Here is a 26652-nt window from a genome sequence, read left to right on the forward strand (position 1 = left end):
CGGTTAAGGTTAATAAAACCAACAGCGTCCTAACAACAAACCTGAAATTTTCCCCTTAAGAAAATGCATTATCAAAACTAACTGGTTTTGATAGGAAAAATTTATTCAATTAAACTTTACTTCTCTTTACGCACACCTTTAAAAGGTGTGCCATTGGCTTTTTGATCCATAAACTGACCATTATTTAAATCTCGTTTAGTCCATTTATCATTTTGAGGGTTATAGACTTGTGAGCGGTCACGTACGGCACCATTTCTATGCCCATCACCTTTAGGTGGATTAGTAGCCATACAACTGTGGTTTAAGGCATAAGCTGCGATTTTAAACCGAGTGAAAACAACTATTCTTACAATCATATTTAACCAAATGTCGCTACTAGGTATAGGCAAATGTTGCGATTTTATAATGCACTGATATGCATAAATTGCGATTTTAATTTTTATATAAAACTTCCGCTTTGGGGGACAAAGCGGCTATTCCATTTTTGTGAATTGATCTCTATAGACTATCCAAAGCAGACGTTCAAAATACACTAGATATTGATTGAATAATTGTATTACCTCAAACGTAATGCATTGGTAATCACTGATACAGAACTCAAACTCATGGCGAGAGCTGCAATCATCGGTGATAGTAACCATCCAGTCAGTGGGTAAAGCAGACCAGCTGCCAAAGGTACACCTAGCGAATTGTAAACGAAGGCAAAGGTAAGGTTTTGCTTCATATTAATAATCGTCTGCTCCGAGATTGCTCTCGCTTGAGCGATGCCGCGCAGGTCACCTTTTACAAGAGTCACTTGGGCACTATTCATTGCAACGTCTGTTCCAGTCCCCATTGCGACACCTACATTCGCTTTAGCTAGCGCAGGTGCGTCGTTGATACCATCGCCCGCCATTGCAACGAAACGGCCCTCACGTTGTAATTTATCTACCAGCGCTAATTTGTCAGCAGGCCTGACTTCGCCATAGACCTCATCAATACCAAGTTTGGCAGCTACTGATTTTGCTGTTGCAAGACCATCTCCGGTTGCCATGATTACCCGAATATCAAACGATCTGAGAATGCTCAATGCTTCTAATGAACTTGCCTTAATTGGGTCAGAAACAGCTAGTAATCCGGCCATTTTCCGATCTACCGCCAATATCATGACACTAGCCCCCTCGGCTCTTAATGCTTCTGCCTGTGGCTTCAAATCTTCTACAAATACACCAATTTGCGTCATCAGTGCAGTATTGCCTAACGCAAGTGCTTTGCCGGTCACAATCCCTTTAACACCGATACCAGAAATTGAATCAAATGCTTCTACCTTATCCAGTACAAGCCCCTTTTCTCGCGCGGCTTGCACAATAGCATCTGCCAGAGGATGTTCACTTCCCTGATCTAAACTAGCCGCCAGACGCAGCACTTCATCCTCGGTGAACCCTTTGTTAGCAATAATACGGTCAAATCTAGGTTTGCCTTCTGTTAACGTCCCTGTCTTATCGACAATAATGGTGTCAATTTTTCGGAAGTTCTCTATAGCTGCAGCATCACGGAATAACACACCCTGAGAAGCCGCCTTACCCGTAGCAACCATAATAGACATCGGCGTTGCCAATCCTAATGCACATGGACAGGCAATAATAAGCACCGCAACAGCATTAATGAGACCATAGACCCAACTAGGCTCTGGGCCAAATATTCCCCATGCAAAAAATGTCAGTATCGCGATGACGACAACGGTGACAACAAAGTAGCCAGCCACATGATCAGCCATACGCTGCATTGGAGCTCTGGAACGTTGAGCCTGCATCACCATTTGCACAATACTAGAGAGCACAGTCTGAGCACCTACCTTCTCGGCGCGCAACATTAATGCACCATTTATGTTTAGCGTTGCTCCAATCAGCTTATCACCGACACGTTTTGTTACAGGAACAGGTTCACCCGTTAGCATGGATTCATCTACTGCACTTCCGCCTTCAATCACGACACCATCTACCGGCACTTTCTCACCTGGACGAACGCGAAGCGTGTCACCGACATGAACGTGCGTCAAAGGCACATCCTCTTCACTGCCATCAGCATTAATCCTGCGGGCAGTCTTAGGTGCCAATCCCAGTAAGGATTTTATTGCAGCAGATGTCTGTGAGCGTGCCTTCAGTTCAAGCACCTGACCCAGCAAGGTCAGGGAAATGATTACGGCAGCCGCCTCAAAGTAGACTGCCACACGCCCCATCGCCATAAACGACTCGGGAAAAACATCAGGAGCTACCGTAGCAACAACGCTGTAAACAAATGCTGCTGAAGTACCCAGACCAATCAGAGTCCACATGTTAGGTTTGCGATTAATGACTGACTGCACACCCCGCTGGAAGAAAGGCCAGCCTGCCCATAATACAATCGGTAATGAAAGAACGAGCTCGATCCAGCTTTGTGTTGTCATTTCGAACCACTGTAATCTGTGACCCAGCATCGCTAAGACTGTGACGATGATGGTGAGTGGCAACGTCCAAATAAAACGTCGTTTGAAATCCACCAATTCGGGACTATCACCTTCTTCCAGAGTCGGCATTTCCGGCTCCAGAGACATGCCGCACTTAGGGCAGGCACCAGGTTTGTCCTGACGTACCTCGGGGTGCATTGGGCAGGTATAAATTGTACCTGTGGCATTAATTTCGGCAGTTACCGGCTCAGTATTAACAGGATTAGATTGATGATATTGAGAAGGATTTTCTGTAAATTTACCCTTACATCTCGCACTGCAGAAATAAAACATTTTGCCTGAATGCTGCAAAGAATGTGGAGACTGTTCAGTAACACTCATTCCACATACCGGATCTTTTAACTGCTCAGAGTTATTGTTATGCATATCCACGGGCTCTACTCCTTCGATTATTAATGTAGCTTAACTAACCAACCAAACCGTACCCAGCGTTTTTCACAGCCGATCTAAGCTGATCCGAGGTAGTAAAATTCTCGTCGTATTGAACCTGAGTATCGCCAGTTGATAACTCCACCTGCACTCCATCAACACCGTTAATAGATTTCAGTGCTCGCGTTAAACTATTTACGCAACCGCCACATGTCATGCCGGTTACTTTTAAAAATTCTGTTTTCATGATGATTCTCCTTAAATTTAGTGTGTATGCTCATGCTGCGAATGCTCATGAACTTGATCATCTGGCACTGTATCCGCATGGGAATGTTCACTCATGTCGGTCGCAGTGTCACTGTAGTGACCATGTCCAACACCATCTTGTGGAACTGGCAGTGACATGACTCCCAAGCCATGCCGGTAGACTAGCTCTCCACCATGCCATGCCGTGATGGCGACCATACTCCACGCGCCAATCACCGCAACTACAAACCACCAAACAGGAGGTGAATCTATCTTATTGCGCCAACCATCCCAGCTAGCCAGAATGATTAATACTATCGATGTTCCTAACGCCCAGTTGCGGTGGATTAACATGGCAGCGTGACTGGCATCATCATGGGTTACGCTGTTATAAGCCTGCCAGCCAAAAAACACGGCTGGCAATACTGATAATGCGCTTAGCCACAATAGAGTGCGAGCAAGAGTGGCAAAGTTGCTGAAAATTGGCTTCCCTCGCGTTGCAGCTGCCGCAATATGAAAAAAAGCTGACACCGTGGTAAGTGCAATTGGAAAGTGCACTATCAACGGATGCAGGTTAGGAATTATTTCAGGCATTCGGAGCTCCTTTTCTTTGGAGTGATATTTGTTTTATAAGTGCGTAAATTGCCGGGATCACGATAAGCGTCAATACCGTTGAAGAAACCATACCGCCTACCATAGGCGCAGCAATACGCCGCATCACTTCAGACCCAGTGCCGCTTCCCCACATAATAGGAAGTAAACCTGCCATGATGGCCACTACAGTCATCATCTTTGGTCGTACACGTTCTACCGCACCTTCCATCACGGCTTCATAAATATCGGCGACAGTGAAGACTTTGCCTTCGGACTCGCGCTTTGTTTTGAGCTCAATGTATGCATGATCGAGATAGATCAGCATAATCACACCGGTCTCCGCAGCTACACCAGCTAATGCAATGAACCCAACCGCAACGGCAACGCTCATGTTGTAGCCTAGCCAATACATCAGCCAGATTCCGCCAACCAGAGAAAACGGCACTGACAGCATGACGATAAAGGTTTCTGTTAAGCGCTTGAAGTTTAGATATAGCAGCACGAAGATGATGAGCAATGTAAGTGGAATCACGATCTTCATCTTGGCTTTAGCGCGTTCCATATATTCAAACTGGCCGCTCCATGTTGCGTAATATCCAGGTTGGAATTTAACCTGCTCACGAACCGCTTTCTGCGCATCGGCTACATAACTGCCGATGTCTCTATCGCGAATATCGACAAAAATATAAGCGGATAGCAATGCATTCTCGGTACGGATGCTAGGCGGCCCTTTCTCTAAGGAAATGTGCGCCAATTGACCTAGCGGGATCAATGCTCCGTTCATGGCAGGCACTAATACCTGACGCGCGATAGCATCCGGGTCTGAACGCAGTTCGCGTGGATAACGCGTGATTACCCCAAAGCGCTCTCGTCCTTCAACCGTCGTGGTAACTACTTCCCCGCCAAGCGCGCTGCTGATCACATCCTGCAAGTCGCCCACGGCTAGACCATAGCGAGCCAGTGCCATCCGATCCGGCTCAATATTCAGGTAATAACCTCCCGTGATACGCTCTGCATAAGCACTCGTGGTTCCCGGTACGTTTTTAACTACAGCCTCGATAGATTTGGCGAGCTTTTCCATTTCAATCAAATCCCTGCCGAATACCTTGATGCCGATTGGTGTGCGGATACCTGTTGACAGCATGTCGATACGTGCCTTAATCGGCATCGTCCAGGCGTTGCTCACACCGGGCAATTGCACGGCTTTATCCAGCTCCGAGATAATCTTGTCGATATTCATGCCAGGACGCCATTCGCTCTCCGGTTTAAGATTAATGACTGTCTCAAACATTTCCATAGGCGCCGGGTCCGTAGCGGTATTAGCGCGACCTGCCTTGCCAAAAACCGAGGCTACTTCCGGGAAGCTCTTAATGATTTTGTTCTGGGTTTGCATAATCTCTGCGGCCTTCGTCACAGATAGTCCGGGCAAGGTGGCTGGCATGTAGAGCAAGGTGCCTTCGTTGAGGGTGGGCATGAACTCGCTGCCGAGTTTAGTCAGAGGATAGACAGAGATACCAAGCACAAGCAGCGCAAGCAGGATGGTAGTTTTTTTCCAGCGCATCACTAATGCAATGACAGGACGATAAATCCAGATCAGGAAGCGATTTACCGGATTTTTACCTTCTGCCATGATTTTGCCTCGTACAAACAGCAGCATCAGTACTGGTACAAGCGTTACCGAAAGCAGTGCTGCTCCAGCCATCGAGAATGTCTTGGTGAATGCAAGCGGCTGAAACATGCGGCCTTCCTGCGATTCCAGCGTAAATACAGGCAAGAAGGAAACGGTAATGATCAGCAGGCTAAAAAATAGCGCAGGGCCTACCTCTTTACAGGCATCAATAATAAGCTGCAATCGAGGCGCATCAGGCGGTGCCCGTTCAATATGCTTGTGGGCATTCTCTATCATCACAATGGCAGCATCTACCATAGCGCCGATGGCAATCGCGATGCCGCCCAAGCTCATGATGTTGGAATTGAGACCTAACGCATGCATCAGCGAAAATGCAATCAGAACACCAACCGGCAACATCACAATCGCGACTAGCGCACTTCGCACATGCATCAGGAATAGCATGCAAACCAATGCGACCACGATGCTTTCTTCCAGCAGCGTGGTCTTGAGATTATCAATCGCCCGATGAATCAAATCGGAACGGTCATATACGGTTTCCACCGTAACGCCCGGTGGTAAGCCAGGCGCAAGCTCAACGAGTTTTTGCTTGATGTTGTGGATGACTTCAAGTGCATTCTGACCGTAGCGGGACATGGCAATGCCGGCGACCACTTCGCCTTCACCATTGAGCTCGGCAATGCCGCGTCGCTCATCCGGTGCCAATTCAACCCTTGCCAAATCACGCAGCAATACCGGTGTACCTTTATCGGCCTTGACTACGAGTGTTTCCAAGTCACCGATGCCGCGCAGATATCCTTTGCCACGCACCATATATTCGGTTTCCGTCATCTCGACTACGCGTCCGCCGACATCGCGATTGCTCTCGCGAATCACCTGTGTAACACGCGATGGTGATACACCATAGGCTTGCAGCTTGCGTGGATCAAGAACGACTTGATACTGTTTAACAAAGCCGCCAACGCTGGCAACCTCTGCTACGCCATGCGCCTTGGTCAGCTGATAACGTAAATACCAGTCCTGAATTGCGCGCAATTCCTCAAGAGAGCGATTTTTTGCCAATACCACATACTGATAAACCCAGCCTACACCAGTAGCATCCGGACCCAGCGTTGGCGTAACGCCGCGTGGCAATCGGCCAGTCACACTGTTCAAGTATTCCAGTACGCGAGAACGTGCCCAGTAAATATCAGTACCATCTTCAAAGATCACGTAAACAAAGCTGGCACCAAAGAACGAAAAGCCACGCACGACTTTTGATTTTGGTACTGACAACATCGAGGTAGTGAGTGGATAGGTCACCTGATCCTCTACAACCTGTGGCGCCTGCCCCGGATACTCGGTATAGACTATCACTTGAACATCGGACAAATCCGGGATGGCATCCAGAGGCGTTTTTAGCAACGAATAAACACCGGCACCCACTGTAAATAACGTGGCTAACAAGACAAGAAATACGTTGCGTACTGACCAGTTAATAATTTTTTCCAACATGTCAGTGCCCTTCGTGCCCAGTTACCGGTGCAGGAGTGGTTTCCGCAGGTTCCGGCAAACTGCTTGAATGTGAACTGTGCTCGCCAAAGCTCCCTAGTGCGGCTTTAAGATTGCTTTCAGCATCAATCAGGAAATTGGCGCGAACTACCACGTTCTCACCTTCACTTAATCCTTCAGCCACCTCAACATAACCATCGCTACGCATACCAAGCTTGACCTCACGTGGCTCATACAGCCCTTCTGTGAGTTGAACCAGCACAACCTGACGTATACCACTGTCGATCACAGCCGAATCCGGAACCGCCAATACGCTGGCATCATGACCTGACATCAGTTGAATGCTGGCATACATATCAGGTTTTAGAATTCCGTCTGGGTTAGCCAGCACTATCCGTACTTTGGCAGTGCGGGTCTCAGAGGTGACTGTTGGATAGATGTAATCAATCTTGCCTTTGAGCTCCTTACCTGGATAGGCATTGACAGTAATGTTCACCGTCTGGCCAACATGCACCAGAGCGATGTCCTGCTCGAACACATCGGCCAGCAGCCAGACTCTCGATAGATCTGCAATCTTGAACAGGAGTTCGCCCGGCATAAAGCGCATACCCTGCACAGCAGTTTTCTCCAATACCACGCCGTTTGCCGGCGAGTACATCGTAAGCGTACGTGTCGCTTTACCGTCCTTTTTCAAACGCTGTAATTGAGCATCTGAAATATCCCAGTTACGTAAACGTTTAAGCGCGCTGTCAGCCAGTTGACCAACACCAAGCAATGATTCCGAGGTGCCGTTACTCAATGACTGTCGGCCATTCCAGGCGATCAGGTATTCTTCCTGCGCAGATACCAGTTCCGGACTGTAAACTTCCATCAGTGGCTGCCCACGTTTTACCGGCTGCCCGGTTGAATTGACATAGAGTTTTTCAATGTATCCCTCAAATTTGGTGGTGACTGTTGAGAAACGCTGTTCGTTAAATTGGAACTGCCCCACCGCACGCACCGTATTGACCATTTTTCGCGATAGCACTGGCTCAGTTTTTACGCCAAGCTTCTGTACCTTGTCGGTACTGATCTTGACCTGGTTATTAGAAACTTCCTCATCTGCATACACTGGGGTGTAATCCATACCCATAGAGTCCTGCTTAGGCACTGGAGATGTATCCGGCAATCCCATAGGATTTCGGTAATAGAGTATCTTCCGTTCAGCCGGTGCTGTAATAGCCGCAGGCATTTCTACTGACGGGTGGCTAACCTGCTGCAATCCCCACCAGTAGCCGCCACTTACAGCCGCAGCAACAACAGCTAGCGCCAGTGCAATCCATATTCCAAAGCGCTTCATAAATCTTCCCCAATCATTCTTTCAATCTCTGCAAGGCGGACTTCCTGTTCAACCCGCATCTTTATCTGGCCTTGTCGCGCAAGCCTGATTGCCTTTTGTGCATCCAGCAGCGTTGCAAAGTCCACTTTACCGTTTTCGTAACCTGCCAATGCCGAGCGGAAGGTCAACTCTGCTTGCGGGAGTAATGTGTAAGTAATAAGGCGCCCTTGTTTTTCTGCTGCCTCGAAAGCGACCAGGTTTTCCTGAAGTTCGCCTATCACCTGATTCTCTACTCCGCTACGACGTTCCTTGGCTGCATCTAGCATAGCGGCAGCCTCACTTTCCTGGGACCTGCGCGTATCAAAGCGGATAGGAATATTGACCTCTACCATCGCCTCCCAGCTACTGATATTGCTACCACGTTGAGTAGGCGCAATGCCTAGCGTTAGATCTGGGTAACGATTCTTTTCTATCAATCGCTTGTTAGCATCTGCCGCTGATATTTGTGCTGATTGTGTAGCAAGTAGTGGGTTATTTCGTACCACCTTTTGTTGCAAGGCCACTGTATCCAGCTTTTCTAGCGGCAGACGACGCAACTCTGGTAACGCAGAAAGAGGCGCACCTTGTGTCCGCCCCAGTATCGCGTTAAGACGCGCCTTAGCCTGTTGCTGATCGGTCTCCAGGCTGATAATCTCGGACTGTAAGGTGGTCTTCTCAACTTGAGCGCGAATTGCATCTTGCTGCGGCACTAAACCACTGGCATAGCGAACGCGAGTGACCGATTCAAGATCGCCTAGCAAGGTTAAGATATCCTCGTTAAGCTTCTTGAGGCCAACAGTCTGAAAATACTGGGCATAAGCGTTTTTGATTCGGGCGTGGGTTTCGGCAACACCGATGAGCCTGCGTCCTTTAAACTGCTCAAGCTGTGCAGTAGCCACTTCCCTACGCAAGTCCCGCTTTCCCCAAAGTGGAATGCTCTGCATTAGAGTGTATTTAGTTCCACTTCCTTTGCCAGGAAAAGGATTAAAACCATCAGGCGCATCACGCCCAGCAAAATCCATAAATTCAACGCGCAGCAAAGGGTCAGGTAGAGCGCCTGCAGGTGCGATTCGCTCGCTTGCTGCATCCGTCTCATATCGCATTGCCGTAAGCTCAGGGTTATGTGTGTCTGCCCAGTTTAGTAATTCCTGTACATTGGCACCGATAGGGTTGCCGGAAGCGACGTCTTCCGCCCAGGAAAGGCCTGGCAACATAAGTGCTGTGAAGGTCAGGACGAGCATTGTTTTTGAATTATTTGTTTTCATTTTCATACCTGTAGTCATCTGTATGGCTACCACGTTGAATTGCGGCTAGCCCAGATTCCTTATTTAACTGGTTTGATTTTTGTAATCAATGGGCCACTACCGTCGACTTTAACGAACTCGAATTCAACCTGATCACCAATCTTTACTGTGTCCAGCAGAGCCTTGCCAGCAACGTTAAAAAACATGGTCATACCAGGCCATTTAAGCTCCGGAACAGCGTCATGCTTCAATTTAACCTTGCTTAATGCACTGTCCATGGCAACGACTTCACCTTTTGCTGAATAACTCTTTTGATTATCTGCAGTCTGATGATGGGCATCGTTTGCGTAGACTGGAGCAGCAGCGATACTCAATACCGCAACGAACATACAAATTAATAACTTTTTCATTTCTTTGATCCTTTAATGTTTGATTGAATCTGGGCGGGACGTTGCCCGCCCGATTCACAAATTAATGCTTGTGTGTATTGTCAGTTCCTTTGGACATACAGTCCATTTCACCTGACCCTTTAGACATGCCACCCATATTCATCATCATGTGATGCTCGTCCATCATCTGGCTCATCATTTCATCCATGAGTTTCTGATGCTCGCTCATCCATTCTTCATGTTCCTGCATGGTCATGCCTGACTTCGGTTTCATAGCCTGCATTTTGCCCATGTTGTCATGCATCATTTTCATGTGTTCGCCCATAAGTTTTTTACGCTCATCGCCTTTGGCGGCCTCAGCTGCTTTAAGCTTCTGCTTGGCTTGCATAACTTTTTGAGTCATCTGCCTTTGAAATTCATCCTGCGCAGCAATCGCGGACACAGATAGAAAGCTGATGCTACAGACAGCAAGTGTTGCAATCATTTTGTAAATGGTTTGATTCTTCATGATAAATACTCCTAGACAATTTATAGTCACTGCAATTGCATAGAGGTGGTTCAGCAGTCGTGCGCGGTTATGTATAGGCGTAAACAGCCATACGCTAGACCTCGAACGGATATAAAACCACCGCCGGGAATACGTGCCGAAGAAATAGAAGTGTGTTGGGTACGATCAAGTACTCAGATAAGCATCTGAGTTCGAGAGCCGTTTAAAACAAGACGACCTTCGGCACTATGCGAAGGTTTGTCTGGGGGGATGAAAAAGTGAGGGTGGAACGGTATCCGGAACTTCAGATATATCGGTGGAGTACATAGGTAATGCACCACTAAATTCCAGAGGGGTGTTAAATGGAATAATTGCCTGTGCTACGCTTAAATGGCAGGGCAGGCATTTGTCACATGTTACATTTTTAGCTGGTTTTGCACTGTCATGGTGATCGCAGTGAGCCATATCATCCATATTGCTCATGTCAGCATTCACCTGCATTTGCTGGGTATCATGCATCTGACAATTAGGCATAGCTACTGCTGCCATGCCTTCTACAGGGAGGCATATCAGCATAATGAATTTAATTATTTTGGACTTCACGGATCAATTTTACGCTTAAAAAAAACTCTTTGCAATTACTTGAACGTACTATGTATGATAAAAAATAGAAATGATAATTGGAACTCATTTTGAAAACGTTATTGATATTCGCATTTTTACTGGCTTTGTCCGGTTGTAGCAGCATTCCAAGTGGTGGTCGCGACAATTGGATAGGACATACCGAATCGGGAGAAGCTTCTTTCTACGCTGATAAATTTCAGAATCGAAAAACTGCTAGCGGAGAGCGGTATAACCATAGTTTAAAAACAGCGGCTCATAACAAAATCCCTTTCGGTTCAAGCGTAAAGGTAACGAACAAGAATAATGGCAAAAGCGTCGTTGTAAAAGTAAATGATCGTGGCCAATTCGCAAAAGGCCGAGTTATTGATCTTTCAAAATCTGCATTTATTAGTATTGGCAACCCATCTTCTGGTGTGATAAACGTTAGTATAGAAGTTGTTCAGTAGCACATGACGATTCCTTCATGCGTGACGCCGCTTCGCGGCACAGCTTAATTCAGACATTGAACGTCCGCTTTGGGCTGATCACAGTCGGTTAGCTTCTATAGTTGACCGTCAGCTTTGCGGTGTGAGTTCAACCGGTCGATGCAACACACGTTTTGAATCTTTCTGCTGGGGTCTCGTAATTTAATGTTTTACGAGGTCTGTCATTTAGCTGTCTAGCCACTGCACTTAGTTTAGCTTGTGAGTGTACCGATAAGTCAGTGCCTTTTGGAAAGTACTGCCTTAACAAGCGGTTTGTATTTTCATTACTGCCACGCTGCCATGGACTGTTTGGATCGCAAAAGTACACATCAATATTCGTCTCCACTTTAAACCGTCGATGATCTGCAAACTCCGTACCTCTATCCAGAGTTAATGATTTATATAACTCATTTGGGAGTTTCTTTGCTTGCTTAATTAAAGCAGATACAACGCTTTCGGATTTTCTGTCTTTAATTTTAGCTAACATTACAAATCGTGAATGACGCTCAACCAATGTAACGATGTAGCTGTTTTTAGACCCTGCTATCAAGTCACCCTCCCAATGTCCTGGTATAGCACGATCCTCTATAGAGGCTGGACGTTCACTAATCGAAACTGTATCAGTAATTTGCCCAAGTCCATTTCCTTTTAAGCTCGAATGCTTGGACCTACGCATAATACGTTTCGTCCTCAGGTATTGAATTAACTCCTTCTTCAATACACCGCGAGTCTGAACATACAAGCTACGATAGATGGTTTCATGTGACACTTGGTTATGCTCTTCTGTAGGAAACTCTCTTTTCAACCAACCAGCAATCTGCTGCGGTGACCAGTTTAATTGTAGCTTACATGTGATGGCTTTTATTAAACCTTGATTACATGATAGTTTGCAAAGCTTTGGACGTTTCGCACGATCCCAGGCAGCTTGATCTGCATGTGTTGCGCGATATTGCTGACAACCTTCATTTCGCTTTATTTCACGGCTAATGGTAGATGGAGAGCGTCCAAGTCGATGGGCAATCGAACGAAACGATTCTTGAATTGCCACACCTCTGGAAATTTCCTCGCGCTCTGAAAGCGATAATGCTAGATGTGATCTTACTCTTTGAGGGGGTCTAATCCCGCCCGTCACAGATAATATACCAGCTATTGAAGAGTGATTTCTGTCAAATATCCGCGCTATATCGTGTAATGAGTCACCTTTTTTCCACCGATCCCACATGATGGCTTTTTGTTCATCACTGTAATAAATTCTTGGTCTCTGTTTCATTTTTCAACACCTCATTCTTTTGTATAAGAATAACGTGTTGCATCGACCGGTTGAACTCACAGGATTTAGCAGACAAACTCAGCTATTTTTTACTATAAATCTAGGTTGTTTTACGATTCACATATAAATTAAAATATGAATTAAATTCCATCTAAATTGAAAAGAGCATATTTATGAACTCTGATATACCAACAACATGGTCCATAAAATTACTTGATGCTGGAGATGGATCTGGTGATGCAATACTTTGCTTGCCGGATGAGCTACTAGAATCAACTGGATGGTCTATAGGCGATGATTTAATGTTAGATTTTGTTGAAGATGAAAATGCAGTAAGAGTAGTGAAGACCTAAAGTCAAAGCCTACTTCAGTCCTCCATCACTAATGGCAACCCCATATCAATCCTAGCTAATCTCTGTGCGGTTTTGATCATGGATTCAGTCAAATTCTCCATCTCAGTATCTGCTAGAGATATCTGCTTATACTTCTCCAAAGCTGATTCAAAGGATGCTTCTTGAACATAGGCAATCAATTGCATATAGCGATCTCGTTGCTTAGTGTTCGTGCTTTTAGTTTTCTTGCAATAGAGGTTTTCTAGGTGCATTGAGATATAGGCAATAAATTCTAGCTGGAAAGCATTCTCTATGTTAATTTTATCCGTGTAGCAAAACCTTAAACTTGGCGGTTTCAACCTTAGATTGCCAATCGCCAATATTTTAATTAAGTGAATATCCGCTTTGCGGATTAAGGCAACCTACTCTAGTTAATCAAACTCCAGTTCGATTCTGCAGCAGCTCGATTTAAAAATGGCTGAGATTTATTGGAGTTAAATTTTGAAAATAGAACTAGTTCAATTTGCCTATATTCACATTCACGTACTATTTTATTCGAACTAGTTTTATATTTTGCAGCGATAAAAGCGCATGAAACATAGCGATCGTGAAATTCCTTCACAGAATCTACTTTTATGTATGTTCCACTAGACTTTTGTTTGCTTTCAAGTAGTCCATCCTTAGATAAATTCTTAACCACTAGCGGATCACAGTGTAAATATTTGGCAGCAACTGCAAGTGTGCAATAACCTAAAACTTGCTTTTTTTGTTCTTCAAAAAACTGTTTTACTTCTGATAGTTTAAATAATAGATCAGACAACCGCTCTGATTTATGAAAAACAATCGTAATTTCAGAGTTAAGCACTGCGGTTATGAAGTTTGCCTTAATTTTAGATGCACCTATCTTCATAGCCATGGCTTGTTTTAGGGATATACTAGGCTCCGCAAGAAAAGCTTCATTGGAAGATGCACAATTTAAAAACTGATCTCTAAAATTTATTACATCCTGTTCATGATAGGCTACAGTTGGGTTAGCGATATGTTGTACTTTAAAAATACCCTGATCACGCAAAATCTTTAAAACACTAACTGGAATATCTAAATATTTAGCAGCTTTTCTGATTGTTAGACTTTTACCATTGGAAATTTTAAATAGAAGCGTCTGACTAATATCAAAAAAATTTCTTGTTCTTCCATTTAAATGACTCGTCTTTCCAACGATTGAGCCATTCGAGACTAATCTTCTTGCAGTACTTGGCATAACCCCCAACGCTTTTGATAAGCCGTAGATACCGACTATTGGGCTATAAACGTTTTTATATGTTGTGACGTAGCCTTGCTTCCATCTATCGTTACCATAGCCCACAAATGCGTCTTTTATAAACTTTATTTTGTTTTTAGGTATTTTTGATTTGAAAAGACTTCCGTAGAAGGATTCGAACTGCTTACGCAATCCAAACCCTTCAGTTGAGGCCCTCTCTTGTCTAAAAGAATCTAAATGTTTATATAATCCTTCAGGCCAATTCTCGAGAGCTTTACTTGCTCTGGTTAGCACTGCTTCATGCGCTAGCGTTTTAACATTTTCATCATCATAGTTTGCATAACTATATTTGTTTTCAAAACGGTTTAAAACAGCTAATAACTCTGGGAGCTTTAAGCGATCAAGATTATCAAGTGGAAAGCCAAGATAATGCTTAAGAAAATTGAAATCATGCGGTTCATGCCGTAATTGATTAGAGATAAAAGCGGTCAATCCAATCAGCGCTTTGTTTATCGATAAGTCACCTTTGATTTTTGACAAATCAAAACCACATTTACATTTCAGTAACGCTGGCCGAAACCAAGATAATTTTTTATGGCAAGCAGGGCAGTCTTTAATGAGATATCTACGGTGGATAGGGCATAGAACGATGTGCTTTATATCCGTATAAGATTCAATATAGCCTTTTTCAAGAACACAATCGACGCAAATTCTTGGTTCTTTTATGCATAGGTTGTATGTCGGCAAATAATGATCGTATATAAAAATATGTTTTGAGACTTTTGCTGACCCAGGTCTTTGATAGCCAAGCTCTAATATTTCCTCTTGAGTTAGCAGGAACAATTGTTTAAGTTTCTTAAGCGGTGGAATGATTGAATCCATTTCACCTTTACTAAATCCTGCGCTTCCAAGCATCATCGCGGGCGTCGGGTATGCGTTTTCGGCTGAGACTCTTAGGATATATCCTTTTAAACTTTCGTATTCAAACGGCTTCGATGCAATCACAACTGGTTGGATTAATTCTGACATAATCATCCTCAACTTAAGGCCTCGTGAAGTGAACGAGGTTTATATGCCTGTTGAATGGTTTCTGATTGATATTCGTCAGTTCGCTTGCCGATGTCAGCCGCTTTTTTTAGCTGTACTGTCTCATAAAGCTGAAACTTGTCTGAAAATGGGCTGACTTGATATTGATCAATTTGATTCACTACATTAAGGTAGGCGTTTTCAATATCTTCGTATCGGATTACAGTGCGATCTTCATCAATCACTATCCAAGCGGCTTGTCGAATAATGTTAAATACATAGCCTGTTAGCCCACCAGTGGCTAAATAAAACCTATAGGCAAACTCATCCTCTTCAATATCGGGCAACTTAAACTTTTCACTAAGCAAGCTTTTAAAACCTTCTAAAAGTCCTATAAATTCAGCTCTGGAGTCCTCATCATTCCAGTCAAATCTTGGAAGACGCATTGTTTTAACAAACCGGCCTCTGAGTTGTTCGTTTTGATATAACAAAGCTTCTGCATATGGAAGACCTGCGATCACTACGACAATATTTGATTTATTTAGCAGTGTTTTTAACCAATCCGTCAGGTGATGAATTATTCTGTATTTGGATGTTTTATCAACAAAATGTTGAATCTCATCAATAATGATCATCCTAGTTTGACATGCGTTAATAAAATGTAATAACCGTCTAGTTTTATCTTGCTCAGTTCCTTTATTTGCGGCTGGATCTCCATACTCCGCCAACATCTCACTAGTCAGTCCTTTTACTGTAGGCTTTGATGGGACCTGTACACGTAATATGGGTAAAATTGTTGTTCCATCAGAGTTTCGACTTGATTTAAATTTAGCACTTAACTCCTCTTGTAGCCTTGACTTTCCAGTCCTTGACTCCCCAACGACGAAAACGCCTATTGAATCGCGTAATGTTGATGCGGCGTGATAAAAACTCTCTAATGACTTTTTGGTTTCATCAAATGCTGTGTGCATCACAAGCATTTCCTCAATAAAAAGTTTAAGCTCTTGCTTTGATGTCATTTGCATTTTCAAACCCTTTGTTTTCGTCACGATTAGTTCTGTTGGTCTCGAATGTCTTTCTTTTGATAGTACTGACTAATGGCGTTTTTATTTTAGAAACCACATTGTTTTCTTCATTATTTACAGTAGTACTCATACTGGACGTCTTAGTTACCAATCTTTTACTTTGTCTCCTTGTATTTTTATTCTTATTACTTAACTCCAGCCCTATCAGTTCTTGCATTTTTTCATGTGCACGAGATACTGCTTCCAGATCATCACTCATAAAATATTTTTTTGCGTATTTTTTGTTTGCCTTATGTCTTCCATATGTCAGGTTATTTGCATATTTGGCATAGCGCTCTATAACTGGCACGGTGAGTGTTGTTCCATCAGGAGGAAGGGCATAGATATAACCAAGATTTTCTGGATTCCACTTAATGCGAGCTTGTTTTATGGGTCCAAATTTAGCAACGATAGCTTGTAATTCGTCGCAATTATATTGAAGGCTATTAATTGAGATTCCTGTATGACTTAATCCTCTTTCAGCATTCGTACCCATGACGACATCTAAAACTTCAAGATTTGTCGGAATTGGTATATCAGATGTTTGGATATTATCTGACCATGCATCGTATGGCCGCATCCCTAGTACACTGTGTGTCTTTTTATGGTAAATATCTACTATCCATATTGTGATGATTTCTTCCATCGCTTTAAGCGAAATAGTCGCGTTTTTTTTAGCGTCATATCCAGCATTTTCAGAGATACTAGAAAAGGTACGGCCTGGAACACCATCTGTAACTTGACGACTCATTGTGCCTAATGCTCTTTCCACATGTCCTTTCCACCAAGGTGTTTTTCTCTGACAAAATGTCAAATTAATGCCAAGTTGACTGCAACTATCATCTAGGGATTTACTATGAAATTCCAACCCATTATCAACAACTAAATTTTCCATAACGCCAAACATAGGCCAGTCACTTTCAACGCCATTCCACTTACTTTTTAAATCAGTTTTTGGTGGTATTGCCATTTTTAACAATCGAGCGACAACCATGACTGATGGCGGGTCGTAACTTATGCAAAATCCCATTATTGATCTTGAGAAGACATCTATTGCAATAGATAGCGTAGGCCTTGATACACACAAGCCAGTTTCTTCGTCGACCAACATTACATCTAATTCCGTATGGTCGATTTCTACTCTTTCTAATGGATAACTAGCTATCACACCTTTGGTTGATGACCTAAACCTATTTCTGGCTGCATTTGCGCCGTTCCTTCTTGCATACTTATCATATTCAGGTATGTCTTTAATTAAACTAGAAATGAGAGAATAGGTTGGGTAAGATAGCTTTTCATCAGGTGGGCGTAATTTGTTCTCTTTCCTGACCTCTCTCTTTGCATCTTCTAAAGTTTTATTGATACTGCCTCTATCTGGTTGAAGGTAAACCCTGTCGATAGATTGCTCGCAAATATCATAAATTTTAGCTTGATAGCGTCGCGTTCTATTTCCTTTCCTGTCGTTCAAATGCGCCAGTGCTAATATATTCTTATCAGCCTCTATATAACGTTTCATCCATCGTGCCACAGTTGCGGGGTGTGGGGCTGCATCCCAATCTTTACGCCAGATATCGTCAATAGCTATTGATAAAATTTCACGAGATCTACAATCACCATATAACTTATATATTTCCTCTAGTAAATAACGCTTTCTTTTTATGATTACCTGCTCATGTTCGTCATACATATCAAGGTTAGCTGCGATTTTTTCGTTGCGATTTAGCTTAATAGTCCCAGGTGTATGAATAGGCATACTTGCTTCAAAAACGATTTCACCTGTTGCAATTTTTGCATAAAGATTATTGATGCTCAGATTTCGCATTCGATGAGTATTTACATCTAAGATCTGCCATTCATCATCAATCAAACGCTCCAATTTATAGGACACTTTGTTCCAAACGATATGCTGACCGTGCCTTAAGTATGCAAAAGCCATTATGCAATCTCCGAATTTCCCAAACTTAGTAACGATTCAGCAGAGAGCGGCACTGATAAATCACATACAAGAAATCCAGTTATGATCATCTTGTATATATAGTTCTCAGCTAACTCATGTTGCAAATAATTAGTAAGCTTTGATAGCTCAATCGTGTCTGTTGACAGAAAAGCACGTCTTGTTAACTCATGAATGTTTTCGGATGTTTGATACTTTCCGAAGAAAAGTAGATGTCTTGCGTTTTCAAGATAAGAAAAACTTTCAAGTTGCTGACTTACAACCATGAGGTAATCATAACCTTCGTGTTTTAAGAGCGGTTTTAGCAGAGTCGCTCGCTTTTCGAGATCCAAATCATCTAAAGCAAAATTTGGTTTAATTTCAATGAATAGGCTATTTTCTCCAGATAGCTTCACTAATATATCGGGATAATGCAGATTTATAATACCCGTATGATCCTTGTATTTAATTAATGCGGGTTGCTCGCTGTAGCTTTTAACATTTGGGCAAATCTCTAATATTCTAAATGCCGCAAGCTCGTTATGAGACTCCCAATGCATCATTCTGCCGTTTTTAAGGGATGGGAATTTCCCAGTCATGCGATAATTTGATCGTCGCACAACTTTGCGCATTCGTTGGTTCGGCTCAGCAAATTTTATCGATAGGCTCCTGCCTCTAAATAAGAAATCTTTTTCACAGTGAATTTCCTCGAATTCGTTAAGCATCGTGTATAAATTTTCACATTCAACTTTTGGTTCACTTGCTTTATTTTTGTTAAATATGCGCATCATGGCTTCGTTCATCGTTGTCCTTTTTAGAAATTTGGGCAAAATATTTCCAGCGTTGGTAATTACCAACGTTTTTTGAGAATAATGAGATTTGTGAAGACTTGACTGAACGAGGATGTTGGCAGATACTTACATCACCATAACGTAGTATCAGTAACACCAAAGAGGGCAAGTCTTTTGATTTGTCCTTTTTTACATTTGAGTACTCCTTTCTTGTGCGTACTTACTCTTGGTCAGCAACCTATTATTGGTAAAACTAGCATGCGTCATTAATCGACTTCCTTCATAAGTCTTAATACATTCGTCAAAATCTCTATTTGACTTGGTCGCAAGTATTGCGCTCTTTGACTTAGCTCATAGCAAAATTCATAAAACGAATGTGACGCCCCAGCAGGAAGTAAAAATTTCTTAGAGGACATCGACACTGCCAACGTGACCTGTGATTTTTCATTTTCATCAAGGCTTAGTGCTGAGAACATTTTTAAGATAAAGTCTTTAGTTGGCGGACCTTTTAAGCCATTTTCAAGTGCCGAAATATAACTTTGCTCATAACCCATCGCCTCCGCGAATTCAGTCTGGCGCATTCTTCTAGATTTTCGTATACCTGATAAGACTTCCGAAAAAGGACTCATAAATTAGTTAACTCGTTTAAGTAATATTAATCATATTAATCATAATTTTTATACCGTCAACAAAAATATCATTGTAAATCATACACTTACTAGTAAACAATTTCTGGTCAAAGTATTACTAATTTTAAAAATTGCAATTATAGAAATTTGAATTGCCTGATATCAGCTTGATTACATAAAATGTGACTAATTTTTTAAAGCTATCAATATCCTGCAATGACTATTACTAACGATAATTCTGCAAAAAAGATTTTTTCTAAAACCTCAAAAGAGAAATTAAAAATCTTAAATATCGCAAAAAAGCCGAGTTATATCGAAGCCATCTGCTATGAAGAAAATATTTCCGTTTCAACTTTCTACAACTGGAAAAGGGATTATGAGCAGTTTGGGCTACTTGGACTTGAGCGAAAAAAAAGCGGGGCAAGAAAACGTGAAAGTAATGTGATCATTGAAAATAGGGATCAAGTTATTTTATGTAGTATTCAAAATCCCGATTTTGGTTGTTGCAAGATTGCTGACAAATTAAAGTCACAAGGCATCAGTATTTCCTCTCCTACTATTCAAAAAATACTCAAACGTGAAGGTATAGAAAATGTAAGTAAGCGCTTATTCAAATTAGAAGAAAAGCATATCAAGGAGGGTTGGTTAATTTCCGACTTCTACCTTAAGCTAATTAATAAGAACAATCCTTGCCTAAAACATCGAAATGAAATTGGAAGTTACCCTGGCGAAATACTTGTCCAAGACACTATCTTAATTTTTGAAAACTCCCCTAAAGACTATGTCTATGTTGTTATTGATACCTATTCTAATTACGTATTTTCATACCCTTATAAAGAAAAATCAGCTGAAATGGCAATTGATTTGCTGAAAGTAAAAGCACTGAGGTTTTTTAGAGAGCGTAATTTTAAGGTTAAAAAAATATTAACAAGTAAGGGGCGTGAATTCTGCAAATTTGATCACCTATATTCAAATTTTCTTATAAGTGAAAATATTGAACATGTGATCTATTCTGGTAATTTAAAAAACTGGCATGGCTTTATTAGCCGATACAAACAAGACTTTCTACCAAAGTTTAATAAAATTTCGTTAAAAGATTTGTCTATTACTGAAATCAAAGAAACCATAAGTCAAATGACTAATGATGCGTCTAATGCAAGTAAAGCTAAATTAGGTTTTCCTGCCTTTGGTGACTCACCAGCAAACATAGTAAATAATACAATGTTGGACAAAAGTAATATCTCAAGACTTATGACTAGACGCACAAGACTGGATTAAAGTTATACTGTTAAAAAAATTTAAGATTTCAGTGTGGACAATAAAAAATATTCTGAACGCGATATTTGTTCCAAATTCATTACACCTGCGATTACAAGCGCAGGCTGGGATTTGCATAGCCAAATCCGTGAAGAAGTCAGCTTCACTAAAGGCCGCATTATCGTTCGTGGCAAGATGCATGCACGTGGTGAGCAAAAGCGTGCTGACTACATTCTCTACTACAAATCCAATATCCCGATTGCTATTATTGAAGCCAAAGATAATAGTCATAGTGTTGGCGCAGGTATGCAACAGGCGCTTAATTACGCAGAAACACTAGGTGTCCCATTTGTATTTAGCTCAAATGGCGATGCATTTTTGCTCCATGATAGAACGGGTAATGCCACACAAACTGAGCAAGCGTTAGCACTGAGTGAATTTCCTTCGCCAGATGAGTTATGGCAACGTTATTGCGATTGGAAAGGCCTACAATCTGAACAGGCTCGCACAACGGTTGAAATGCCATATTACGACGATGGTTCAGGTCGGGCGCCACGTTATTACCAGGCGAATGCCATTAATAACACGATAGAAGCTGTCGCACGTGGTCAACAACGTATTCTACTGGTCATGGCAACCGGCGTAGGTAAAACCTATACCGCCTTTCAGATCATCTGGCGTCTGTGGAAGTCAGGCACCAAAAAACGCATTCTGTTTTTAGCTGATAGAAATATCTTGGTTGATCAAACTAAAAACAATGACTTTAAGCCGTTTGGTCCTGCCATGACCAAGATTAGCAAACGCCAAATTGATAAAAGCTATGAAATATATCTATCGCTTTACCAGGCAGTCACGGGTAACGAAGAAGATAAAAACATTTATAAGCAGTTCTCACCTGACTTCTTTGATTTAATCGTCATCGACGAATGCCACCGTGGAAGTGCAGCAGAAGATTCAGCCTGGCGTGAAGTACTTACTTACTTCAACACAGCAACACATATCGGCCTAACCGCTACCCCAAAAGAAACCAAAGAGGTATCCAGCATTCATTACTTTGGTGACCCTGTGTATAGCTACTCTTTGAAGCAAGGCATTGAAGATGGTTTCTTAGCACCCTACAAAGTGGTCAGAATCGACATTGATAAAGACTTGCAAGGATGGCGCCCCCATAAAGGTCAAGTAGATAAGCATGGCCAAGTCATAGAAGACCGAGTATATAACCAGTCAGACATGGACCGTCATCTTGTCCTAGAAAAGCGTACGGAATTAGTCGCCCAAAAAATCACAGAGTTTTTAACCGCAACAGATCCCTATGCTAAAACTATTGTCTTTTGCGATGATATCGATCATGCCGAGCGTATGCGTCAGGCACTCGTCAACCTAAACCCAGCGCGTGTAAAAGAAAATCGTAAGTACGTGATGCGTATTACGGGCGATGAGATGGAAGGCAAAGCAGAGTTAGATAATTTTATTAATCCAGAAGAGCGCTATCCAGTCATCGCGACCACCTCAAAGCTGATGACCACAGGTGTGGATGCCCAGACTTGTAAGCTGGTAGTGCTGGATCAGCATATTAAATCGATGACAGAGTTCAAGCAGATCATCGGTCGAGGTACGCGGATTAACGAAGACTACGGTAAATATTGGTTTACGATTATGGACTTCAAAAAAGCCACAGAGTTGTTTGCCGATAAAGACTTCGACGGTGAAGCAGTCGTGATTTATGAGCCAAAAGGTGATGAATCCCCTGTACCGCCAGATGAAGCGCCTGAAATCATCTTAGATGAAAACGGCAACCCAATTACGCAGGTCACAGATGCAGCTGGTGAAAACACCACTCCAGATATCAGTATTGATGACGAGCCTGGCACCAAGCGTATCAAGTATGTCTTGGGTGATGTAACGGTTTATGTCGTTTCAGAACGAGTCCAATACTATGGACCAGAAGGTAAGCTGATCACAGAATCCCTAAAAGACTACACGCGCAGCACGGTGCGTAAAGACTACTCATCTTTGGATGAGTTTTTACGTAGTTGGAGCCAAGCTGATCGTAAAGCGGCTATATTAAAAGCGCTAGAACAGCATGGCGTATTACTTGAAGCGCTAGCGGAAGAAGTGGGCAAAGACTTTGATGCGTTTGATTTAATCTGCCATGTGGCGTTTGACCAACCCCCACTTACCCGTCGTGAGCGTGCGGAACAGGTGAAGAAACGTAATTACTTTGCCAAGTATGGTGAGCAAGCAAGACAAGTATTAGAAAGCTTATTAGAAAAATACCAAGATACAGGTATTGAAAACATCGAAGATATTAAAATACTGACATTAGATCCATTTAAAGACATGGGGACTGCCAGTGAGTTAGTATCTGCCTTTGGTGGCAAACCAGCCTACATTGCTGCACTACAAGAATTAGAACAGCACCTTTACGCCTAGCCCTAAGCTAGCAGTTAACACAAAAAATTAAGCATACCAATATGAGCATTTCCAGCACCATTAAATCCATTCAAGACATTATGCGTAAAGACGTTGGTGTCGATGGCGACGCACAACGCTTAAGCCAACTGGTATGGATGCTGTTTCTAAAAATATTCGATGACCGTGAAACAGAGTGGGAAATACTGCAAGACAACTATCAGTCACCCCTGCCAGAACAATATCGCTGGCGCAATTGGGCCGCCAATGCTGAAGGCATGACGGGTGACGCGCTGAAGCAGTTTCTCGATAACGAGATGTTTCCAGCCCTACAGAACCTTGAAGCCAAAGGCGGTGATCAACGCGCCTATGTGATCCGCTCGGTATTTGAAGATGCCTACAACTACATGAAGTCCGGCCAGTTAATCCGTCAAGTGATTAATAAGATTCAAGAAGGTGTGGATTTTAATAAAGCCCAAGAACGCCATTTATTTGGCGATATGTACGAGCAATTACTGCGTGATTTGCAAGCTGCAGGTAATGCTGGTGAGTTCTACACACCTCGTGCGGTCACAGAGTTTATGGTGCGCATGGTTAACCCACGCCTAGGTGAAAAGGTCATGGACCCTGCCTGTGGTACTGGTGGCTTCTTATCTTGCTCCATTGAACATATCCGCAAGCAGGATGTTAAAACGGTAGAAGACGAAGCCATACTGCAAACCAGCATCCATGGCGTAGAAAAAAAGCCCATGCCGCACCTGCTATGCACCACAAACATGATTCTGCATGGCATTGATGTGCCAAGTAACATCAGGCACGACAACACGTTGGCAAGGCCTTTAATCAGCTGGGGGCCGAATGAGCGTGTGGATGTTATTGTGACCAACCCACCATTTGGGGGCAATGAAGAAGATGGAATTGAAACCAACTTCCCTGCCACTTTCCGCACGCGTGAAACCGCAGATTTGTTCCTCGTGCTGATTATGCAGCTATTGAAAAGTGGTGGCCGTGCGGCATTAGTTCTGCCAGATGGCTTTTTGTTTGGTGAAGGGATTAAAACCCGCATCAAAGAAAAACTTCTCGAAGACTGCAATCTTCACACCATTGTGCGCCTGCCCAACAGTGTGTTTGCGCCTTACACCAGCATTAAAACCAATTTGCTGTTTTTTACCAAAGGCACCCCAACACAAGACATTTGGTTTTATGAGCATCCATTACCAAAAGGGGTAAAAGCTTATAACAAAACCAAACCGATGAAGGTAGAAGAGTTTGAACCACTCGCCGCATGGTGGGGTAATGAAGCTAATAACTTAAATACTCGTGAAGAATCGCCCCTGGCTTGGAAAGTCAGCCTAGATGACATTAAAACCCGTAATTACAACCTCGATTGCAAAAACCCACATGTGGGCGAGCAAATCACGCACGACCCTGAAGTGTTATTAGCGCAATACCACACCATGCAACAAGACATTGCCAGTCTGCGCAATCAGCTCAAAGGCATCTTGGGCGAAGCCTTAGCCTCAAGCACGCAGGGCAACTAAGCATGACCAATATTGCAAACCTGCTCACCGAGCATATCGATATTTGGACAGCGGCGGAGTCTGAGAAAAAATCAGGTCGTGGCAGAGCCAGTGGCAATGCAGGTAACGTGTATGGCGTTAAAATACTGCGCGAGCTAATTTTAGAATTGGCCGTGCGCGGGAAACTGGTGCCGCAAGACCCCAATAACGAACCCGCCAGCGAAATACTTAAACGCATTCAGGCTGAAAAATCCAAACTTATAGCAGAAGGCAAACTTAAAAAAGAAAAACCACTTCAGCCGATTGGTGATGATGAAAAAACTTTTGAATTACCATTAGGTTGGGAGTGGGTAAGAGTTGGTTCATTAGGCGATTGGGGTGCTGGAGCAACGCCATTAAGAAGCATATCAAGCTACTACGGTGGTTCAATGCCGTGGTTTAAATCTGGTGAACTCATAGCTGACTTTATTGATACCTCAGAAGAAACGGTAACAGAATTAGCTTTAAAGGAATGTTCTTTAAGATTGAACCAGCCAGGTGATGTACTGCTAGCTATGTACGGCGCAACAATTGGCAAAGCATCTATTTTAAAAGTCGCGGGAACAACAAACCAAGCTGTATGTGCCTGTACTCCAAACGGCTGTATATTTAATAGATATTTGCTTCTAATGCTAAAAGCAATGAAAGCAAACTTTGTTGGTCAAGGCGCAGGTGGTGCGCAACCAAATATATCTCGTGAAAAAATTATTGCTACATTAACGGCATTACCACCACTCCCTGAACAACATCGCATCGTCGCCAAAGTCGATGAACTGATGGCGCTGTGCGATCAGTTAGAACAACAACACAGCAATGCAAAAGAAGCGCATGAAACCTTGGTGAGCCAACTGCTCGCTACACTTACGCAAAGCCAAAACGCTACAGAGTTTAACGCCAACTGGCAACGCATCTACGCGCATTTTGATGTGCTGTTCACCACCGAAGCCAGCATAGACGCACTCAAACAAACCCTGCTACAACTCGCCGTCATGGGCAAACTCGTCCCGCAAGACCCATTTGATGAACCAGCCAGCGAACTACTCAAACGCATCCAAGCCGAAAAAGCCAAATTGATAGCAGAAGGCAAACTCAAAAAAGAAAAACCGCTTGCGCCAATTAGTGAGGATGAAAAACCTTTTGAGTTACCAATAGGTTGGTCATGGATATATTTCGGTGACTATAGCGTAATTGAACGCGGAGGTTCGCCAAGACCAATACAAGACTATATTACCAATGAAGAATCAGGATTAAATTGGATAAAAATAAGTGATACAAGTGTAAATTCAAAATATATAACTAGTACGCAAGAGAAAATTAGAAAAGAAGGCCTTGTTAAAACAAGAATGGTTTGCCCAGGCGATTTTTTATTAACAAACTCAATGAGTTTTGGTCGGCCATACATAACTAAAATTCAAGGGTGTATTCACGACGGATGGTTAAGGATTCATCCATCAGAAGTTATGGATAAAGACTTTTTATACCAATTACTTATGTCACCTTATGTCTACGGTGCATTTACACAATCAGCAGCAGGTGCTGTAGTTCAAAACTTAAATGCTGATAAAGTCCGTGAGCTGAAAATACCTATACCACCCCTCGCCGAACAACACCGCATCGTCGCCAAAGTCGAGGCACTGATGGCGCTGTGCGATCAACTCAAAACCTGCATTCAACAAGCCAACCAGCAACAGCAGTTGATTGCCGATGCGCTGGTGACCCAGGCAGTAGCATAGGGATT

23 protein-coding genes are annotated in these 26652 nt (G+C 42.9%); 6 read left to right on the top strand and 17 right to left on the bottom strand.

What is annotated here, in order from left to right; translation table 11 throughout:
* Positions 1–116: 116 nt before the first annotated feature.
* From A391_RS14480 to A391_RS0100610, 10 genes are all read right to left on the bottom strand, one after another.
* Positions 117–290 carry a hypothetical protein gene (locus A391_RS14480; RefSeq protein ID WP_088177629.1) on the bottom strand — a complete coding sequence of 58 codons (174 nt, stop codon included), beginning with the start codon at positions 288–290 and terminating at the stop codon, positions 117–119.
* A gap of 266 nt (positions 291–556) precedes the next feature.
* On the bottom strand, positions 557–2806 hold the full coding sequence (locus tag A391_RS0100570; protein WP_370867186.1) for a heavy metal translocating P-type ATPase: 2250 nt from the start codon (positions 2804–2806) through the stop codon (positions 557–559).
* Between the two features lie 85 nt (positions 2807–2891).
* The gene (locus A391_RS0100575; RefSeq protein WP_019896646.1) at positions 2892–3101 is read right to left on the bottom strand and encodes a heavy-metal-associated domain-containing protein; all 210 of its coding nucleotides are present in this window, start codon (positions 3099–3101) and stop codon (positions 2892–2894) included.
* Positions 3102–3118: 17 nt separating this feature from the next.
* On the bottom strand, positions 3119–3694 hold the full coding sequence (locus A391_RS13535) for a DUF2231 domain-containing protein (protein ID WP_019896647.1): 576 nt from the start codon (positions 3692–3694) through the stop codon (positions 3119–3121).
* Positions 3687–6818 (bottom strand): efflux RND transporter permease subunit, encoded by a 3132-nt coding sequence (locus tag A391_RS0100585; protein WP_019896648.1) that lies wholly within the window; start codon positions 6816–6818, stop codon positions 3687–3689. The genes A391_RS13535 and A391_RS0100585 overlap by 8 nt, the downstream gene beginning before the upstream one ends.
* Before the next feature lies 1 nt (position 6819).
* Positions 6820–8154, bottom strand: coding sequence for an efflux RND transporter periplasmic adaptor subunit (locus A391_RS13540; protein ID WP_019896649.1), 1335 nt, complete (start codon positions 8152–8154; stop codon positions 6820–6822).
* Positions 8151–9437 carry a TolC family protein gene (locus tag A391_RS0100595; protein ID WP_029143908.1) on the bottom strand — a complete coding sequence of 429 codons (1287 nt, stop codon included), beginning with the start codon at positions 9435–9437 and terminating at the stop codon, positions 8151–8153. Before A391_RS0100595 ends, A391_RS13540 begins: the two co-directional genes overlap by 4 nt.
* 59 nt (positions 9438–9496) lie before the next feature.
* Positions 9497–9826 (bottom strand): copper-binding protein, encoded by a 330-nt coding sequence (locus A391_RS0100600; RefSeq protein ID WP_019896652.1) that lies wholly within the window; start codon positions 9824–9826, stop codon positions 9497–9499.
* A 61-nt stretch (positions 9827–9887) separates the two neighbouring features.
* Positions 9888–10313 carry a hypothetical protein gene (locus tag A391_RS0100605; protein WP_019896654.1) on the bottom strand — a complete coding sequence of 142 codons (426 nt, stop codon included), beginning with the start codon at positions 10311–10313 and terminating at the stop codon, positions 9888–9890.
* A gap of 225 nt (positions 10314–10538) precedes the next feature.
* Positions 10539–10826 carry a hypothetical protein gene (locus tag A391_RS0100610; RefSeq protein ID WP_157261312.1) on the bottom strand — a complete coding sequence of 96 codons (288 nt, stop codon included), beginning with the start codon at positions 10824–10826 and terminating at the stop codon, positions 10539–10541.
* A gap of 158 nt (positions 10827–10984) precedes the next feature.
* Here A391_RS0100610 and A391_RS0100615 point away from each other — a divergent pair, with 158 nt between their 5' ends.
* Positions 10985–11362 carry a septal ring lytic transglycosylase RlpA family protein gene (locus tag A391_RS0100615; RefSeq protein ID WP_135276574.1) on the top strand — a complete coding sequence of 126 codons (378 nt, stop codon included), beginning with the start codon at positions 10985–10987 and terminating at the stop codon, positions 11360–11362.
* 127 nt (positions 11363–11489) lie between these two features.
* On the opposite strand, the gene A391_RS0100620 is transcribed toward A391_RS0100615, so the two are convergent.
* Entirely contained in the window at positions 11490–12650 is a 1161-nt protein-coding gene (locus A391_RS0100620; RefSeq protein WP_019896657.1) for an IS30 family transposase, read from the bottom strand.
* A gap of 173 nt (positions 12651–12823) precedes the next feature.
* On the opposite strand from A391_RS0100620, the gene A391_RS0100625 reads away from it, so the two are divergent.
* A complete protein-coding gene (locus tag A391_RS0100625; RefSeq protein WP_019896659.1) occupies positions 12824–13003 on the top strand; it encodes a hypothetical protein in 180 nt (59 codons plus the stop codon).
* Positions 13004–13017: 14 nt separating this feature from the next.
* On the opposite strand, the gene A391_RS0100630 is transcribed toward A391_RS0100625, so the two are convergent.
* From A391_RS0100630 to A391_RS13555, 6 genes are all read right to left on the bottom strand, one after another.
* Entirely contained in the window at positions 13018–13254 is a 237-nt protein-coding gene (locus A391_RS0100630; RefSeq protein WP_051089081.1) for a hypothetical protein, read from the bottom strand.
* Between the two features lie 155 nt (positions 13255–13409).
* A complete protein-coding gene (locus tag A391_RS0100635) occupies positions 13410–15272 on the bottom strand; it encodes a TniQ family protein (RefSeq protein WP_029143909.1) in 1863 nt (620 codons plus the stop codon).
* Positions 15273–15280: 8 nt separating this feature from the next.
* The gene (locus A391_RS13545) at positions 15281–16294 is read right to left on the bottom strand and encodes a TniB family NTP-binding protein (RefSeq protein ID WP_019896662.1); all 1014 of its coding nucleotides are present in this window, start codon (positions 16292–16294) and stop codon (positions 15281–15283) included.
* Positions 16266–18200 (bottom strand): DDE-type integrase/transposase/recombinase, encoded by a 1935-nt coding sequence (locus tag A391_RS0100645; RefSeq protein ID WP_198291921.1) that lies wholly within the window; start codon positions 18198–18200, stop codon positions 16266–16268. Before A391_RS0100645 ends, A391_RS13545 begins: the two co-directional genes overlap by 29 nt.
* A 68-nt stretch (positions 18201–18268) precedes the next feature.
* Entirely contained in the window at positions 18269–19069 is an 801-nt protein-coding gene (locus A391_RS14085; protein ID WP_019896665.1) for a TnsA endonuclease N-terminal domain-containing protein, read from the bottom strand.
* Positions 19070–19323: 254 nt separating this feature from the next.
* The gene (locus tag A391_RS13555) at positions 19324–19686 is read right to left on the bottom strand and encodes a helix-turn-helix domain-containing protein (RefSeq protein ID WP_081621906.1); all 363 of its coding nucleotides are present in this window, start codon (positions 19684–19686) and stop codon (positions 19324–19326) included.
* A gap of 216 nt (positions 19687–19902) precedes the next feature.
* On the opposite strand from A391_RS13555, the gene A391_RS0100660 reads away from it, so the two are divergent.
* The 4 genes from A391_RS0100660 to A391_RS0100675 are packed head-to-tail and all read left to right on the top strand — an operon-like array spanning position 19903 to position 26647.
* Positions 19903–20964, top strand: a complete 1062-nt coding sequence (locus tag A391_RS0100660) for a DDE-type integrase/transposase/recombinase (protein WP_019896667.1) — start codon at positions 19903–19905, stop codon at positions 20962–20964.
* 33 nt (positions 20965–20997) lie between these two features.
* Positions 20998–23376: an EcoAI/FtnUII family type I restriction enzme subunit R gene (hsdR, locus tag A391_RS0100665; protein WP_019896668.1), complete on the top strand. Its 2379-nt coding sequence runs from the start codon at positions 20998–21000 to the stop codon at positions 23374–23376.
* A gap of 41 nt (positions 23377–23417) precedes the next feature.
* Entirely contained in the window at positions 23418–24896 is a 1479-nt protein-coding gene (locus A391_RS0100670; protein WP_019896669.1) for a type I restriction-modification system subunit M, read from the top strand.
* A gap of 2 nt (positions 24897–24898) precedes the next feature.
* The gene (locus A391_RS0100675) at positions 24899–26647 is read left to right on the top strand and encodes a restriction endonuclease subunit S (RefSeq protein WP_019896670.1); all 1749 of its coding nucleotides are present in this window, start codon (positions 24899–24901) and stop codon (positions 26645–26647) included.
* The last annotated feature ends 5 nt before the right edge of the window (positions 26648–26652 follow it).

Origin of the sequence: Methylotenera mobilis 13, from assembly GCF_000384255.1 — a bacterium.
In the GTDB taxonomy this organism is placed as follows: domain Bacteria; phylum Pseudomonadota; class Gammaproteobacteria; order Burkholderiales; family Methylophilaceae; genus Methylotenera; species Methylotenera mobilis_B.

Excerpts from the sequence above, each read along its gene's own strand:
- A391_RS0100575 (WP_019896646.1), bottom strand. The coding sequence starts at position 3,101 with ATGAAAACAGAATTTTTAAAAGTAACCGGCATGACATGTGGCGGTTGC.
- A391_RS0100620 (WP_019896657.1), bottom strand. The coding sequence starts at position 12,650 with ATGAAACAGAGACCAAGAATTTATTACAGTGATGAACAAAAAGCCATC.
- A391_RS0100625 (WP_019896659.1), top strand. The coding sequence starts at position 12,824 with ATGAACTCTGATATACCAACAACATGGTCCATAAAATTACTTGATGCT.
- A391_RS0100585 (WP_019896648.1), bottom strand. The coding sequence starts at position 6,818 with ATGTTGGAAAAAATTATTAACTGGTCAGTACGCAACGTATTTCTTGTC.
- A391_RS0100595 (WP_029143908.1), bottom strand. The coding sequence starts at position 9,437 with ATGAAAACAAATAATTCAAAAACAATGCTCGTCCTGACCTTCACAGCA.
- A391_RS14480 (WP_088177629.1), bottom strand. The coding sequence starts at position 290 with ATGGCTACTAATCCACCTAAAGGTGATGGGCATAGAAATGGTGCCGTA.
- A391_RS0100600 (WP_019896652.1), bottom strand. The coding sequence starts at position 9,826 with ATGAAAAAGTTATTAATTTGTATGTTCGTTGCGGTATTGAGTATCGCT.
- A391_RS14085 (WP_019896665.1), bottom strand. The coding sequence starts at position 19,069 with ATGAACGAAGCCATGATGCGCATATTTAACAAAAATAAAGCAAGTGAA.
- A391_RS0100605 (WP_019896654.1), bottom strand. The coding sequence starts at position 10,313 with ATGAAGAATCAAACCATTTACAAAATGATTGCAACACTTGCTGTCTGT.
- A391_RS13545 (WP_019896662.1), bottom strand. The coding sequence starts at position 16,294 with ATGCAAATGACATCAAAGCAAGAGCTTAAACTTTTTATTGAGGAAATG.
- A391_RS0100630 (WP_051089081.1), bottom strand. The coding sequence starts at position 13,254 with ATGCACCTAGAAAACCTCTATTGCAAGAAAACTAAAAGCACGAACACT.
- A391_RS0100635 (WP_029143909.1), bottom strand. The coding sequence starts at position 15,272 with ATGTCAGAATTAATCCAACCAGTTGTGATTGCATCGAAGCCGTTTGAA.
- A391_RS0100660 (WP_019896667.1), top strand. The coding sequence starts at position 19,903 with ATGACTATTACTAACGATAATTCTGCAAAAAAGATTTTTTCTAAAACC.
- A391_RS13555 (WP_081621906.1), bottom strand. The coding sequence starts at position 19,686 with ATGAGTCCTTTTTCGGAAGTCTTATCAGGTATACGAAAATCTAGAAGA.
- A391_RS0100570 (WP_370867186.1), bottom strand. The coding sequence starts at position 2,806 with ATGAGTGTTACTGAACAGTCTCCACATTCTTTGCAGCATTCAGGCAAA.
- A391_RS0100610 (WP_157261312.1), bottom strand. The coding sequence starts at position 10,826 with ATGCCTAATTGTCAGATGCATGATACCCAGCAAATGCAGGTGAATGCT.
- A391_RS13540 (WP_019896649.1), bottom strand. The coding sequence starts at position 8,154 with ATGAAGCGCTTTGGAATATGGATTGCACTGGCGCTAGCTGTTGTTGCT.
- A391_RS0100675 (WP_019896670.1), top strand. The coding sequence starts at position 24,899 with ATGACCAATATTGCAAACCTGCTCACCGAGCATATCGATATTTGGACA.
- A391_RS0100670 (WP_019896669.1), top strand. The coding sequence starts at position 23,418 with ATGAGCATTTCCAGCACCATTAAATCCATTCAAGACATTATGCGTAAA.
- A391_RS13535 (WP_019896647.1), bottom strand. The coding sequence starts at position 3,694 with ATGCCTGAAATAATTCCTAACCTGCATCCGTTGATAGTGCACTTTCCA.